The organism is Embleya sp. NPDC020630 (assembly GCF_044334985.1).
In the GTDB taxonomy this organism is placed as follows: Bacteria; Actinomycetota; Actinomycetes; order Streptomycetales; family Streptomycetaceae; genus Embleya.
The window spans coordinates 16,371-31,388 of sequence record NZ_JBIRUB010000004.1; the positions used below are offsets into that span (position 1 = coordinate 16,371).

The following is a 15,018-nucleotide window of genomic DNA, read 5'->3' on the forward strand; positions in this document are numbered from 1 at the left end:
GGTCAGTGCAGTTTGGCGGAGACGAGCGAGCCGAGTTCGTTCATCGCCTGGTCGAAGCCGATCTTGCCGGTCCACAACTTGAGCAGGTGCTCGTTGATGTCGGAGGTCAGCGAGGGCACGCCGGCCTCCTCCGGGTAGTTGGCGAAGCCGCCGTCGCGGGTGTCGATGAAGGTCTGCGCGTGCGCCGGGTAGCCCTCCATCACCACGCTGTCCGCGCCCTTGACCGAGGGAACCGCGTTGCCGCCGCCCTTCAGACGCAGCAGTTGGCCGTCCTTGGAGACGAACTCGGACATGAACGTCCAGGCGGCCTGCGCCTTCTTGGTGTCCTTGTTCATCGCGAGGAAGGACGTGCCCACGGTCTGCGGCATCAGCACGCCGGTCTGCGACGGGAACGGCACGATGTCGTAGTCGTCCTGCCGGCCCTTCTTGACCGTGTCGATCATCCACCGGCCACCGGCGGCGAAGCCGACCTTGTGCTTGATGAACTGCACGTCGGAGCCATTGCCCTCGGGCAGGAGGTCGGCGACCAGGAACGTCTTGTCCTGGTAACCGTCGGCCAGCGTCTTCAATGCCTCACGCGACTTGGGGTCGGTGTTGCCGACGAACTTGCCGCCGTCGTACACCTTGCCGCCGAAGCCGTTGATCATGCTGTAGGTCGAGCCGTACCAGTTGTAGAAGACCGAGCCGGCCTTGTCGGCGGCCTTCAACTTGCGGTTCATGTCCAGGAACGTGGCCATCGTCCACTTCCCCTGGGCGTTCAGCGCGGCCGGGTCGTCGGTGATCCCGGCGTCCTTGAGCGTCTGCTTGTCGTACCAGAGCACCTCGGGGTTGGCGTCGTTGGGAATGCCGTAGATCTGGCCGTCCTTCTTGGCGCCGCCGTACAGGCCGTCGAAGAAGTCCTCGGGCTTGGCCTTGCTGTCGGGGGCGGCCATCTTGTCGTTGAGCGGGGCGAGCACGCCGGCGGAGACGAATTTCCCGGCGAAGTCGTCGCCTATGTAGAAGACGTCGGGCGCGGTCTTGGAGGAGAGCTGGGTGAGCAGCTTGGCGTGGTAGTCGCTGTAGGACGGCACCGCCTGGAGCTTCAGGTTGATGTCGGGGTGTCTCTTGCCGAAGTCCTTCTCGAATGCCTTGAACCGGGCGAGCTCTTCCGGGTTGCCCCAGGTCGACCAGGTGACGGTGGTCTTGGAGCCGGAACCGGAACCGCTGCTGCCGCCACAACCGCTGGTGGCGACGAGCGCGGCGCCGGCGGCCAGCACGGCCACGGTCTTCGCGGCGCGGGAGATTGACACGATGTGCCTCCGGGGGGATGAGTGCGGGACGTGCACGTGCGGGGAAGGGGCCCGCCGCCCTCGGGAGCGGCGAGGCCCGGACTAGGCGAGGCCGCCGCCGTCCACGACCAGGGCGGTACCGGTGATGTAGCTCGCCGCGTCGGAGGCGAGGAACAGGACCGCGCGGGCGATCTCGTCGGGCCGGCCGGCGCGGCCCATCGGGCGGTCGGCCGCGTCGGCCTCGAACGCCGCCCAGTCCTCGGACAGTTGCCGGGCCTCCTCGCGCAGCATCGGGGTGTCGGTGTCCCCGGGGTTGACCGAGTTGACCCGGATGCCCGCCGCGGCGTGGTCGATCGCCAGGGCGCGGGTCATGTTGACCACCGCGGCCTTGGACGCGCAGTAGGAGATCGCGTTGCCGCCGCCCTTGAGGCCCCAGCCGGAGCCGGTGTTGACGATCGAGCCGCCGTCGGTCATCGCGGGCACGGCGTGCTTGCACATCAGGAACACCGAGCGCACGTTGACCGCCATCACGCGGTCCCATTCGTCGACGGAGGTACCGATCGCGTCGGCGCGCCGGATGATGCCCGCGTTGTTGAACAGCACGTGCAGCCCGCCGAAGGTCTCCACCGCCGCGGCGACCACGCCCACGCAGTCCGCCTCGGCCGAGACGTCGGCCTTGACCGCCACCGCCCGGCCGCCCTGTGCCGAGATCTCCTCGGCCACGCGGGTCGCGGCCGCGGCGTCGATGTCGGCGATCACCACGTCGGCGCCCTCCGCGCCGAACATCAGCGCGGTGGCGCGGCCGATGCCCGAGCCGCCGCCGGTGACGATGGCGACCTTGCCGTGCAGGGATCCAGTCATCCCGTTCATCCGACGCTCTCCTCACTAGCAGGAACAATTCGATAGGGGACACTCTCGCGGTAGCCCGTGACCACTCGGACATAGCCCCCGAGTCGGGCGTCGGTGGCCGGGTCCCCGGTGTCGGCCAGCAGCGGCCGGCCGCCGAGCGCGGCGAGCTTCTCCCGGGTCGCCAGCACGGTCAGTTCACGCACCCGGGCCAGGACCCGGGGGCTGATCTGCTGGTTGCCCCGGCCGAGCACGAAGCCCTGGCCGCCGATCACCGACACCACCGCGGCCACCTCGTGCCCGTCCACCAGGTCGAGCAGGGCCCGCTCGCTCACGTCGATCCCGATCGGCACGCCGTCGGCGATCACGTCCACCCCGAGCAGGGTGCCCTCGCTGCCCAGGGCCCGGCCCACCGCGCGCGTGGTGCTGCCGGGGCCCAGGATGTAGCGCACGCCGGGCCGCATCCGGGCGACCACCTCGCGGGCGATGCCCTCGACGGTGGCCGGCGCCGCGGTGGTGGAGCCGGTCTTGCGGCCGGAGAGCCGGACCCGGGCGGCCGGCACGGTGAGTGTGCCGTACAGCCTCGGGCTGACCCGGCCCTCGCGGTAGGCCTGTTCGTCCAGGTCCACCACCTCGGCCTCGGTGGTGTTCCCGGCGAACTCGGCGGCGGCCAGGCCCGCCGCCGCCGGACCGACCGCGAAGCAGCCGGAGTAGACCTTGACCCCGGCCGGGATGCCGAGCACGGGCCCGCCCGGCTCGGCGTCGAGCACGTCCCGGGCGGTGCCGTCGCCGCCGGCGAACAGCATTACGTCCACCGCCGCGAGCGCGCGGACCGCCGCCCGGGTGTCGCCGGCCGAGGACGGCTCGCCCGGGGCGAAGGCGGCGAGTTCGGGCTCGGCGCCGCCCGCCCGCGCGGCCGTCTCCCCCATCGCGCCCGGCACGGTGACCACCGTGGCGTCCGGGCGGGCGGCGAGCAGCGCGCGCACCGCGGCCGCCGCGCGCTCGCCCGCCCGGGCGGTGGCGCCGCGGGCCAGCGCCTCGCGCTGTACCTCGGTGCCGTCGCTGCCCTTGAGCCCGGCCGCGCCGCCGAGGCCGGCGACCGGGTTCACGATCAGGCCGATTCTCACGACAGGTGCTTACGGACGTACGCCCGCCAGGTCGGCGCCCACTGCTCCGGGTCGTCGAGGCACGTCGGGTCGATCTTGTGCACGGTCTGGTTGTAGGGCGCGCCCTTGACGAACTCCGGGTCGGTACGCGCCTCCTCGGCGACGTGCGCGAGGATCGCGGCGTACTCGTCCAGGTCCTCCTTGGAGTACGACTCGGTGGGCTCCAGGGTGAACGGCTCGGGCACCAGGTACGGGTGGTGGCTGGTCCAGTAGTGCACGCCGAAGTCGGCCGCACGCACCCCGATGTCCTCAGAGTGCACGCCGGTCTCCTCGTACAACTCCTCCCACGAGTAGCGCACCTGCTCCAGCCGGCGCCTGCCCCACGGCGCGGAGGCGCCGCGGATCTGCAGGATCTTGTGCTGGAGGTAGTTGTTGTTCAGCACCGCCGTCTCGGCGACCTGCCGCAGGCCCTCGGCGCCCAGCGCCATGATCCACGCGTAGGCGCGCACCACGTTCTGGGTGACCCCCAGGTACGGCCGGACCTTGCCGATCGACTGCGGCCGGTCGGCGTCGAGGAAGTAGCGCTCGCCGTCGAACTCGACGGTGGGGCCGGGCAGGAACGGCACCAGCTTCTCCGCCACACCGCTGGCGCCCGCGGCCGGGCCGCCGCACATGTGCGGCGTGGAGAAGGTCTTGTGCAGGTTGAAGTGGCACAGGTCGAACCCGGCCTCGGCGGCCCGGGTGATGCCCAGGATGCCGTTCGCGTTGGCCTGGTCGTAGCAGGCCAACCCGCCCACGCCGTGCACGAGTTCGACGAACTCGGCGATCCGCGGATTGTAGATCCCGGTGTCCTCCGGGTTGGTGATCATCAGCGCCGCGGTGCGCGGGCCGACCGCCGCGCGCAGTGCCTCGATGTCCGGGTGGCCCTCGGCGTCCGGCATCAGGGTGATCACCTCGTACCCGGCGAGCTTGGCGCAGGCCGCGTTCGAGGGGTGCGAGAACATCGTGGTGATCACCTGGTCGCGCTGCTCGCCCTCACCCCGGGAGGCGTGGTAGGCGCGGATCATCGCGATGTTGGTGTAGATGGCCGCCGAGCCGGAGTTGGGCTGGAGGCTGACCCGGTGCAGACCGGAGATCTCCGCGAGCATGCGCTCCATGCGCCAGTAGATCTCCAGCACGCCCTGCACGCTGTCCTCGGGCTGGGCCGGGTGCAGTTCGGCGATCCGGGTGTCGCTGACGAAGCGGTCGTTGACCTTGGGGCTGTACTTCATCGTGCAGGTGCCCTGGCCGACGGCGATGTTGACATCGACGCCCAGCGTCTCCTGGGACAGCCGTACGTAGTGGCGCAGCACGTGCAGCTGGGACATCTCCGGCAGCGCGGGCGGTGCCTGGCGGCGCACGGCGGCCGGCAGCTCGACGGCGGGCACGCCCGCGTCGGGCACCCCGATGCCGCGCCGGCCGGGGCTGGACAGCTCGAAGATGATCGGCTCGTCCCAGCGCGCCTGGTGGAACCGGCGCAGCGGCGGCTTGGCCTCGATCGGCAACTTCGCGAAGGATTCTCCGACGGCACCCATCAGCCCTGCACCTCTCGTACCGCTCGCACCAGCGTGTCGATGTCGTCCTTGGAGTGCCGCTCGGTCACGCAGACCAGCAGCGTGCCGGCGTCCAGGCGCACACCGGCGAAGATGTCGTGCGCGCGCAGCGCGGTGAGCAGCGCGTCGGCGTCGGCCACCTCGACGGCGAACTCGCGGAAGTGCACACCCTCGGGGTGCAGCACCCGCACGCCGGGTACGGCGCCGAGTTCGTCCATCGCGTAGCGGGTCCGGGCCAGGACGGTCTCGCCCAGCTCGCGCATGCCCTCCGGGCCCATCAGGGCCAGGTAGACGCCGGCGGTGATGCCCCACAGGGAGGCGGCGGTGCCGACCCATTCCTTGCCCTCCTCGCGCAGCGCGAAGGAGGTGCGGTCGTAGAAGACGTCGCCGAAGCCGTATTCGCCGGGCACCGCGGTGGGCGCGATGCCGAACAGGCGGGAGGGGAACTCGGCGACCAGTCGCGGTTCGTCCCGGGTGGCGATGTAGCCGGCGTGGCCGCCGCCGTAGCTCTGGTGCATGCCGAGCGACTGGATGTCGCCGCAGACGATGTCCGCGCCGAGCGTGGCGGGCGGGGCGAGTACGCCGAGCGCGATCGGGTCGGCGCTCACCACGAGCAACGCGCCCTGGGCGTGCGCGAGTTCGGCGATCTCGGCCATCCGGGTCTCGACCACGCCGTACGCGTTGGGGTATTCCAGGTAGACCGCGGCGACGGTGTCGTCGACGGTGAACGCGGCGGCCTCGCCGGTCTCGGTGACCGGGATCATGACGATCTCGATGTCGGGCGCGAGGAAGTCGTGCAGCTTGCTCAGCTTGTCCGCGCCGATCGCGGCGGTGACCAGAACGGTGGAGCGGCCGGTGTAGCGGGCGGCCATGCGCAGTGCGGTGCCGGACGCCTGGAAGCCGTCGTAGGTGGGGACGTTGACGACGTCCATTTCCAGGAGTTCGGCCATCATGCTGACGTACTCGAAGATCGCCTGGAAGCGGCCGTGGTCCTCGTAGGGCTCGCCCGCGTAGGCGGTGAGGAATTCGCCGCGGGTGTTGACCTCGTCGCACACGGCGGGCACGTGGTGCGGGTAGCAGCCGCCGCCCAGGAAGCTCAGCACCTCGGTGGTGTCGGTGTTGCGTGCGAGCAACGCGCCCATGTGCCGGACCAGTTCGTGTTCCGAGGTGATCGGCGCGGGCAGGTCGAGCGGGCGGTTCAGGCGCAGCGCGGCGGGGATGTCGGCGTAGAAGTCCTCGACGGACTCGACCCCGATGGCGGCCAGCATCTCGGCCCGTACGGCCGGCTCGGCATTGGGAATATAGGGGTGGGTCACTTCTCTCCCTCGTGAGCGGTGCGCAGCACCACGGCGTCCCTGGGTCCGATTTCGATCGAGCCGTGCAGGTCGCGCCCGGTCAGCAGGTCCGTGCCGGGGGCGCGCAGGGTCAGTGCCGCGGTGGTCGTGCCGTGGTTGAGCAGGAACAGGTAGTCGGCGTCGGGGCCGGTACGCAGCCCGGCCTCGACGCCGGGGGGCAGGTCGGCGACCGGGCGTACGCCGGCGCGGGTCAGCGCGTCGGTGAGTACGGGGGTGACGTCCTCCAGGGCGCAGCCGACGTAGGTGACGCGGCCCAGGCGGGTGATCGCGGGTTGTCCGGCAAGGTCGCCGTCGGCGTATTCGGCGACGGTGGCGGCGCCCTCGGTACGGATCCACTCGGCCCAGCGGGTCGCGGTGCCCGAGGTGCCGTCGGCGTAGCGCACGCTCTGCTCGGCACCGTCGGCCAGCGGCCAGAACTCGTCGACGCTCAGTCCGAGCAGCTCGCGCAGCGGGCCGGGGGCGCCGCCGGTGTGGATCCGGTCCGCCGCGTCGACCACGCCGCTGAACGGGCCGACGACCAGTTCGCCGGGGTAGGCGCGCAGGTTGGCCGCGCTCTCCTCGGTGCACAGGTACAGGTTGGGCGCGATCACCAGGCGGTAGTCGGACAGGTCGCGGTCGGGCGGGGTCAGGTCGACGGTGATGCCGAGCGCGTGCAGCGGTTCGTACCAGGTGCGCATCAGCCGCAGCAGGGCGAGCCGCTTGGTGGGCATCGACTCGGGGGCCTCCAGTCCCCACCACGAGTCCCAGTCCAGGACCAGCGCGACGTCGGCGCGGCCATGGGTGCCGGCGATCTCGGCGAGCCTGCCCAGATCGCCGCCCAGGCGCAGCGTGTCCTGCCATCCTCGGGTCCGGACACCGCCGTGCGGCAGGAGTGCGGAGTGGAACTTCTCGGGGCCGTAGTGGGCCTGGCGCCATTGGAAGAACATCACGCCGTCGGCGCCGTGGGCGAGCGCCTGGAGGCTGTCCAGGCGCATCTTGCCGGGCGGCTTGGGCACGTTGACCTCGCGCCAGCTGACCGCGCTCGGCGCCTGTTCGAGCAGCAGCCACGGGCGGCGCTTGAGCGAGCGCATCAGGTCGTAGCTGAGCGCGATGCCGGTGTGCGAGGTCGGGTCGGCGGGGTCGGGGTAGGCGTCGTCGCTGACGAAGTCCTCGGCGGCGGCCCACTTCCAGTAGTCCAGGCCGTGCAGGATGCTCATGAAGTTGGTGGTCACCGGGATGTCGGGGGTGACCTCGCGCAGCACGGCCTTCTCCGCCTCGAAGCACTCCAGGAGCGCGTCGGAGCAGAACCGCCGCCAGTCGAGCACCTGCGCCGGGTTGATCGGCCCCGGTGCCACGCGCGGCGGGTTGATCTGACCGAAGTCGGTGTAGTGCTGGCCCCAGCACGAGGTGCCCCACGCGGCGTTGAGGCCGTCGATGTCGGCGTAGCGGTCGGTCAGCCAGCGGCGGAAATGCCGGGCCGACTCGTCGCAGAAGCACTCCAGCGTGTGGTCCGCGTACTCATTGCTGATGTGCCACATCGCCACGGCGGGGTGGTTCCCGTAACGCTCCGCCATCGCCCGGGCGAGACGGACAGTGGCCGCGCGGAAGATCGGCGAGCTGGGACAGTAGCCCTGCCGCGAGCCGAATTCGAGCTGCGTGCCGTGTGCGTCGACCGGCATCATCTCGGGGTGCTCGCGCACCAGCCAGGGCGGCGGGGTGGCGGTCGCGGTGGCCAGGTCGGCGGCGATGCCGTGCTCGTGCAGCAGGTCCAGCACCCGGTCCAACCAGCCGAAGTCGTACTCCCCCGGCCTGGGTTCCAGACGTGACCAGGAGAAGACCGCGACGGTCGCCATGTTCACGCCGGCCTCGACCATCAGCTTGGCGTCCTCGGCCCAGACCTCCTCCGGCCACTGCTCGGGGTTGTAGTCACCTCCGAACAGCAATCCCGGCACTCGCGTCAACCGCACGTTGATCTCCGTTCATGTATTCTGTATTCATAATTCAAGGTGGCTACGGTGTGACATGTCAAGCATCAGTTATCGGCCCCGATCGACACGAGGAGTAACCGACACATGGGTATCCAGCGGCGACCTCTGCGGGAGCAGATCCGCGAGGAGTTGCTTCTGCGCCTCGACAGGGGCGACTTTGCGGCGGGCAAGGACATCAACGAGGTGGTGCTCGCCGCCGAGTTGGGCGTGAGTCGCACCCCCCTGCGCGAAGCCCTGATCACCCTCGCCGGCGAAGGTGTCCTGGAGAGCAATCAGGGACGCGGCTTCCGGTTCGCGCCGGTGAGCAGCAAGGAGTTCCGCGAGCTGTGCGAGATCGTCGCGGGCCTGGAGTCACTCGCTCTGGAGCTCTCCGATCCGGATGAACTCCGGGAGATGGCACCGGAGTTGCTGCGGCTGGCCCGGGGCTTTCCGGATCCGGTGGCGGAGCAGTCGGAGATCGAGTGGCACGACGACGAGTGGCACGACCTGCTGCTCGGCCGGTGCCCGAACGAGCGGCTGCTCGATCTGGTGACCAGCGTGAAGGCGGGCATGCGCCGCTACACGCACCTGATCGCCGGCGAGGACACCCTCCTGGAGCGCGAGGCCGAGGAGCACTGCCGGATCGCCGAGCACCTGCGCGCCGGCGACGTCCCGGCGGCCACGGCGGCGCTGCGCGACAACTGGATCAGCGGGATGGAGCGCATGACAAGCCGGATCCCGGCGGCTCCGGGTACGGCCTGACCGACCCGGGTCCGACCCGGCGGGCCGCCTGCGGGCTGGTCGGGGGCCTCTTGGGCGGGGGCGGGCTCGTCGGGGCGAGTCCGCGAAGGTCGGCCCGTTTGCACCGACGACGCCCGCCGCCGTCGGTCGCTTCGGCGTGTCCGGACGCGGTCGGTGTGTGCGGGCGCACGACGACGCCCCGGCGACGGCGGGCGTCGTCGGGGCGTCGTCGGGGCGTGCGGGGTATCCGGAACTCCTGGCGGGTCGGACCCGTGGGCCCGGGCCGGGAGATCGAGGTTGCGTGCTACCCCTCGATCACTTCTCCAGGTCCGGGCGCAGTCGCAGGGTCTGCGCCGCGGTCTCGTCCAACGTCTTGTCGTTCATCCCGTACACGACGCCCACGGTGTCCGCGTCGGCCCACACGCAGGTCGGCAGCGCCTTGCCGCCGAACTTGAGGGTGGTGCAGCGCAACACGCCGCCCATCGAGCCGGCGCCCATCTCGCGCACGGTCCCCAGGTCCCCCGACTTCTCGTCGGCGCCCTCGCGCATGCCGGCGATGATCTGATCCATCGTCGTCATCGGCGACTGGCGCGGCGCCGGGGTCGCCATCACCATGACCACCGCGCTCGGCGAACTCGCGCCCGGCGCACCGTACGCGGCGACCTTGGAACCGGGCCTGGCCCCGTCCCGGAGCGACTTCTGCGCCGGATACGCGTCGTCGTCCATCCTGTTCAGCCCACCCGCCCGGTCGGGGGTGTCCACGGTGCGCTTGGGCGCCGAGGTCGTGCTCGGCGGGCGGGTGGTGGGCGGTTCCGGCGGCGCGGGCGCGGGCGTGGTGGGCCGCGTGGTCGGCGGGCCCGAGGTCCGGGACGACGAGGTGGGCTTCGCCACCGGGTCCTTGTCGTCGTCGGACGAGAACGCGCCGGTGGCGCCCAGCACCGCGACGGTGCCCACGGCGAGCACGCCCACCACGGCTCCGACGATGATCGCGGCCTTGCGCCTGGGCTGCCCGGGAGGCGGCGGTCCGCCGTATCCGGGCCCGTGGCCCCACTGGCCGGGGGGCGGCGGGGCGCCGTAGGGGTGGGCGCCGGGCTGCTGCGCCGCGTACGGCGGGCCGGGCGGGCCGTAGGGGCCGCCATACGGTTGACCGGGAGGCGGCGGTGCCCCGTACGGACCGGGCGGCGGACCATATGGCCCACCCGGGGGCTGCTGCGGCTGCTCGCCGCCCGGCGACTGCTGAAACGACACGGATCCACTTCCCCGTTGCGACTTACGATGCGACGCCTACGGACGACGCCGGAACCACATCCTCTCCCACCGAGGCGTCGCCGCGACGGTGGGTCCGACGCCGGTCCGACGCCCGAACCACCCGGGCGGTTCCCTCGGTCGGGGCGGGACCACCCTCGAACCGGCCCGGATTGTCGGCGGCGGCCGGCCGGGATCGGTACGGTAATCGACGCGATGTCGTGTCGGGGACGGATCGGCGACGGCCGCGGCACGAGGTGAACAGGGAACGGGACACGGGGGGCACGATCGTCATGACGCAGTCATCGCCACCGCGGCGACAGGCCGCCGGACCGACGCCGACGCCGTGGGGCGCGCCGCCGGAACCCGCTCCGGCGCGTGGGCCGGCCGCGCCGCGCAAGGTCCTGGTGATCGTGGTGAGCGTACTCATCACCGCCGCCTCCGCCGCGGTGATCACCTTCCTCGTGTTGTGGCTGCACAACGTCGGCCAGTCGGTCGGACACGTGGACCGCCGCGACCTCAAGGACCTGCCGGGCCCGCACGAGGTCGGCCTCGGCGCACCGGTGATACCCGGCACTTCGGGAGCCGCCGCGTGAGCACCCCGCAGAACCCGAGTGATCCGCAGGACCCGTGGGACGAGCACCGCCGTGCCCGAGCGGCCTCGTCCGAGCAACCACCGTTCGCCCCGCCGCAGCCGACGCCGGCCGACCCACCGCCGTTCGCGCCCCCGCAGCCGACACCGTCCGACCCACCGCCGTTCGGGCCGCCCGGGTCGAACACGTCGGGCCGCCCCGGCTTCGCCCCGCCCCCGGCGCAGGACCGGCCGCAGCCTTACAACCCGACCCAGGGGCAGGCACAGCCACACGCCCCGGCCCAGGGGCATCCGCAGCCGCACGTCCCACACCAGGGGCAGGCGCAGCCGTACACCCCCGCCCAGGGGCAACCGCAGCCGCACGTCCCGCACCAGGCGCAGCCGCAACCGCACGCCCGCCCGGCGCCGTATCCCCAATCCTCCGGCGGCGGCGGTTTCGTCGCGAACCCCAACCTGCCGCTGTACGACACCCATCCCCCGGCCGGCCCGCACACCTACCCGCCGCCGCACGGCGGTCCCGGCGGCCCGACCGGCCCGGGTTCACTCCCGCCCTACGGCCCGGGAGGCCCCGGCGGCCCGGCACCGACACCCCCGTCGTCCCCGATGCCGCTGCAACCGGCGCCCTCGGACCACCACTTCGTCTTCGGCCCGCCGCTCGACCCCAACCGGGTCCGGGCCCGGCGGGATCGCCCGGTCCTGCTCCGCAGCGCGCTCCTGGCCCTCGCCGTGCTGGCGGTGGCCGGCGTCGGCGCGGTCCGGCAGGCGGTCAAGGACGGCAACGACTACGCCAACTCCGGCGAACACGTCGCGGTCTCCTGGGCGTTGAAGGAGGGCCGGGACGGTCCCAAGCCCCCGGCGAACGCGGCCAAGGACGCCCGTACCCTCGAGGGCACCTGGTTCCAGGGCGACACCGTGGTCCGCTCGGAGCGCGCCCGCGTGGTGGCGTACCGCGTCGACAGCGGAGCCACCGTCTGGGAGAAGCCGCTCCCGGGCGGCGCCTCGATGTGCGCCGCCGGCGCCGAGACCGACGGGACGATCGCGGTGATCGTCTACGGCGTCGGCACCGCCTGCGACCGCGTCGCGGGCGTCGACGTCACCTCCGGCACCGAGGTCTGGAGCAAGCCGCGCACCGCCAAGGACACCCCGGCCCAGGAGCGGGTGGCCGTCTCACACGGCGTGGCGGTCAGCGGCGACACCGCGTTCCGGATCAGGGACGGCGCCCAGCTCTGGACCGCGAACACCGTGGCGGCCGGCTGCCGGGTCACCGGGTTCCGCGGCGGCGCGGCCCTGGTCGCCAACGGACAGTGCGCCGGCGCCGACACCGTCTGGGCCCTGGACCCCACCACCGGCAAGCCGGTCTGGACACACACCCTGCCCAAGGGCGGCCCGCCCGGCGCCTCCCCGGTCGTGGCCACCTCGCCGGTGATCGTCAACGAGCCGACCGGCACCGGCGGCGCGACCCGACCCACGGTGCTGACCGACCGCGGCGAACCCGCGTTCCCGATCGACACCGGCAATCCCCTGGTCGGCGACGCCCATGGCACCGCCCCGCGCCTGCTCGCCGACGAGCACACCATCTACGTCCCCGGCAACAACGGCCGGTCCGTGCACGCCTCGTCCTCCCCCGGTGCCAACCAGATCATCGCGATCGACCGGGCGAGCGGCCGGGTCCGCTGGATCTCCGAACTGCCCGCCGCGGTCAAGGTGGTCGGCCTGAGCGTGGACAGCAAGGCCGCCCCGATCGCGGTCGAGCCGGACGGCGCCCTGCGCGTGTGGGTCAACGCCCGAGGCAGCAAGCCGCCGCGCCTGGTCCGCTTCGACCCGAACGACGGCCACATCACCGTCCTCGACGAATACCCGCTGCGCCTGGGCGTCTCGCTCGCGGAGGCGATGCCCAAGCCCTTCGAGCACGACGGCCGCCTGTTCCTGGTCGACGAAACCACCACCGGCCTGGGCTACCGCCTGATCGCCGGCGCCCGCAGGTCATCCTGACCCCGCCCGCGGTCGCGCCGGTCGACATCCGGCACGACCGCGGGCGCGTGTCTGCAAGCCCTAGACCCTGTCCGGCGGATCTTGGCGGGGCCGCGCCGCCCGACACCGCACCTCGCCGCACCGGACGACGCGGCCCGATCCACCAAGATCCGCCGGACAGGGCCTAGCGGGATGCGCCCTGAGTGAGGCTTCGGCTCTGCGGCGAGCGGGACCCCCACGGGCCGCTGCGCCAGGTGATGCCGTTCCAGCGGCCGAGGCGGCGGATCTCCCACACGCTCAGCGCGGTGATGATCAGCGATCCGCCCACGCCCACCGGGAGTTTGATGTTGTCCGGCACGATGTCGGAGCCAGCGAACAGCGGGTTGTCCGTCTTGATCAGCAGGTCGGTCAGGGTGAAGGTCCAGGCCAGCCACATCGCCATCAGCGCGGGCAACATCGGGTGGCCGTCGGCCGCCGAGAACAGATGCTGGGCCACCTGCCAGATGGCCACCACGGCGAAGCCGAACACCCAGATGCCGACGACCATGGACACCCACGACAGGACCAGTTGCACCATCGTGCCGTCGGTGCGCAGCGTGTTGGTGTTGCTCCCGAGGCCCGCGCCCCTGCGGCAGCCCCAGGCCACCGCGACGCCGATCACCGGGACCACCAGGAACAGCCCGACCGAACGAACCGGGTGGATCAACTGACGCATGGTCAGCGAACGCAGGTGCGGCCGGGCGAAGAGCACCAGGAGGCAGCCGATCAGCACGATGCCGATCATCCCGTACACCGGCAGCAGGACCATCCGGCGCACCATCGCCGACGCCACCTCGGCCACCACCTGCGCGCCCTGGATCCGGGTCGTGGTGGCCGACTCGCCGGAGCCCTGCTTGCGCTCCTGGTAGAGGCCGCGCAGGAACACCGCCAGCACGATCATCAGCCCGAGCCACGCGCGCACCCGGTTGAGGTTGCCCATCAGCCCGTCGGGCTTGCCGATCCGGTGCGCCGGCCGCAGCATCCGGTGCGCGAGCACGCCCGGGACCACCACGGAGGCGACATTGGCGATCCAGCGCCGCTCGATCTGCGCGGCGGTCTCCACCGGCGCGTGACCGGGCCCGGTCCCGGGTGTGTTCGGGTGTGGACGTACGTCCGGCTGCCGGCCGACATGGGCCATCGCTCGAAACCTCCCCGCAGAACGACCACTCGAGCCGCACCACGGTAGCAACGGCCGCCGGCTGCCGCCGGAGGTCCGGGGCGGGCGAGGCGAATCCCCCTATTCAGCCCCTCGCGCCGGCACCGATCCGGGGTGCGATGCCCGCGAGTTCGGCCAGACGCCGGGCCGAGTCCACGCGGCCGGCCCGGTCGTGGCTGCTCGTGGTGACCAGGAACTCGTCCGCGTCGGTGCGGGCGAACAGGGCCGCCAGGTCCGCCGCGACGGTCTCCGCCGTGCCGGCGATCCGGTCGCGCCGCGCGGCGTCCAGGTGTTCGCGCTCGCGTGCGGTGAGCGCGGCGGCGCGAATCTCCTCGGCCGGGATCAGCGGCGGGAAGGTACCGCGGGTGCGCGAATAGGCCGCCGCCCACGCCTCGGGCAGCAGCAGGTCCTCGGCCGCCTCGGCGGTATCCGCCACGGCGACCGTGCCGGCGAGCACCACGTAGGGTCGCGCGGACCAGGTGGACGGCCGGAACGTGGTCCGGTAGCGCTCGATCGCGCGCAACATCCGCTCCTCGCCGATCGCCGCGGCCACCACCAGCGGTACGCCCACCGCTGCCGCGTGATCCGCGCCCGCCCCGGTGGCCAGCACGAACGGCGCCGGGCGCAGCCCTTCGGCGGGGCGCGCGTGTACGCCCGGGTGTGCGTCCTGGGTGCCCAGGAAGTAGCCGAGCAGTTCGGCCAGCCGCTCCGGGAAGTCCTCCGCCGCGTCCTTGCCCCGCCCCAGCGCCGCGCGGATCCCGTCGGTGAAGCCCACGGAGCGACCCAGGCCCATGTCGATCCGCCCCGGGTACAGCGCCTCCAGCACCCCGAACTGCTCGGCCACCACGAGCGGTTGATGGTTGGGCAACATCACCCCGCCGGTGCCGACCCGGATCCGCTCGGTCGCCGCCGCCACCGCGGCGGCCAGCACGGTCGGCGCCGACCCGGCGACCCCCGGCACGCTGTGGTGCTCCGCGACCCAGAAGCGGTGATACCCCAACCGCTCCACCTCCCGGGCGAACGCCACCGCGTGCCGCAGCGCCGAGGCGGGGTGCTCACCGCGGAGCGTCAACGACCGATCGAGCACGGAGAACCGCACCTGCGGCGAAAACACGTTCACACGAGTGCCAACACGTCGGAGCCCGACGAATTCCCGATCCC

12 protein-coding genes are annotated in these 15,018 nt (G+C 72.2%); 3 read left to right on the forward strand and 9 right to left on the reverse strand.

Going from position 1 to position 15,018, the window contains the following annotated elements; genetic code table 11:
• Positions 1-2: 2 nt before the first annotated feature.
• The 6 genes from ACH4XV_RS15720 to ACH4XV_RS15745 all read right to left on the reverse strand — a co-directional run bounded on the left by ACH4XV_RS15720 (position 3) and on the right by ACH4XV_RS15745 (position 8,113).
• Positions 3-1,289 (reverse strand): ABC transporter substrate-binding protein, encoded by a 1,287-nt coding sequence (locus ACH4XV_RS15720; RefSeq protein ID WP_395790042.1) that lies wholly within the window; start codon positions 1,287-1,289, stop codon positions 3-5.
• 81 nt (positions 1,290-1,370) lie between these two features.
• Positions 1,371-2,138 carry an SDR family NAD(P)-dependent oxidoreductase gene (locus ACH4XV_RS15725; protein WP_380001770.1) on the reverse strand — a complete coding sequence of 256 codons (768 nt, stop codon included), beginning with the start codon at positions 2,136-2,138 and terminating at the stop codon, positions 1,371-1,373.
• Positions 2,135-3,241 carry an ATP-NAD kinase family protein gene (locus tag ACH4XV_RS15730; RefSeq protein WP_395790045.1) on the reverse strand — a complete coding sequence of 369 codons (1,107 nt, stop codon included), beginning with the start codon at positions 3,239-3,241 and terminating at the stop codon, positions 2,135-2,137. Before ACH4XV_RS15730 ends, ACH4XV_RS15725 begins: the two co-directional genes overlap by 4 nt.
• On the reverse strand, positions 3,238-4,794 hold the full coding sequence (gene gcvPB, locus ACH4XV_RS15735) for an aminomethyl-transferring glycine dehydrogenase subunit GcvPB (protein ID WP_395790047.1): 1,557 nt from the start codon (positions 4,792-4,794) through the stop codon (positions 3,238-3,240). The genes ACH4XV_RS15730 and gcvPB overlap by 4 nt, the downstream gene beginning before the upstream one ends.
• On the reverse strand, positions 4,794-6,128 hold the full coding sequence (gene gcvPA / locus ACH4XV_RS15740) for an aminomethyl-transferring glycine dehydrogenase subunit GcvPA (RefSeq protein ID WP_395790049.1): 1,335 nt from the start codon (positions 6,126-6,128) through the stop codon (positions 4,794-4,796). The genes gcvPB and gcvPA overlap by 1 nt, the downstream gene beginning before the upstream one ends.
• Positions 6,125-8,113, reverse strand: a complete 1,989-nt coding sequence (locus tag ACH4XV_RS15745; protein ID WP_395790051.1) for a beta-galactosidase — start codon at positions 8,111-8,113, stop codon at positions 6,125-6,127. The genes gcvPA and ACH4XV_RS15745 overlap by 4 nt, the downstream gene beginning before the upstream one ends.
• Positions 8,114-8,218: 105 nt before the next feature.
• On the opposite strand from ACH4XV_RS15745, the gene ACH4XV_RS15750 reads away from it, so the two are divergent.
• Positions 8,219-8,875 (forward strand): GntR family transcriptional regulator, encoded by a 657-nt coding sequence (locus ACH4XV_RS15750; RefSeq protein WP_126639895.1) that lies wholly within the window; start codon positions 8,219-8,221, stop codon positions 8,873-8,875.
• Positions 8,876-9,169: 294 nt separating this feature from the next.
• On the opposite strand, the gene ACH4XV_RS15755 is transcribed toward ACH4XV_RS15750, so the two are convergent.
• Positions 9,170-10,102, reverse strand: a complete 933-nt coding sequence (locus ACH4XV_RS15755; RefSeq protein ID WP_395790053.1) for a hypothetical protein — start codon at positions 10,100-10,102, stop codon at positions 9,170-9,172.
• 290 nt (positions 10,103-10,392) lie between these two features.
• On the opposite strand from ACH4XV_RS15755, the gene ACH4XV_RS15760 reads away from it, so the two are divergent.
• Entirely contained in the window at positions 10,393-10,695 is a 303-nt protein-coding gene (locus ACH4XV_RS15760) for a hypothetical protein (RefSeq protein ID WP_395790055.1), read from the forward strand.
• Positions 10,692-12,683, forward strand: a complete 1,992-nt coding sequence (locus tag ACH4XV_RS15765) for a PQQ-binding-like beta-propeller repeat protein (RefSeq protein WP_395790057.1) — start codon at positions 10,692-10,694, stop codon at positions 12,681-12,683. The genes ACH4XV_RS15760 and ACH4XV_RS15765 overlap by 4 nt, the downstream gene beginning before the upstream one ends.
• Before the next feature lie 163 nt (positions 12,684-12,846).
• On the opposite strand, the gene ACH4XV_RS15770 is transcribed toward ACH4XV_RS15765, so the two are convergent.
• Both ACH4XV_RS15770 and ACH4XV_RS15775 read right to left on the reverse strand, forming a co-directional pair.
• On the reverse strand, positions 12,847-13,839 hold the full coding sequence (locus ACH4XV_RS15770; protein WP_395790059.1) for a hypothetical protein: 993 nt from the start codon (positions 13,837-13,839) through the stop codon (positions 12,847-12,849).
• A 103-nt stretch (positions 13,840-13,942) separates the two neighbouring features.
• Positions 13,943-14,977 (reverse strand): MsnO8 family LLM class oxidoreductase, encoded by a 1,035-nt coding sequence (locus tag ACH4XV_RS15775; protein ID WP_395790061.1) that lies wholly within the window; start codon positions 14,975-14,977, stop codon positions 13,943-13,945.
• Positions 14,978-15,018 lie beyond the last annotated feature (41 nt).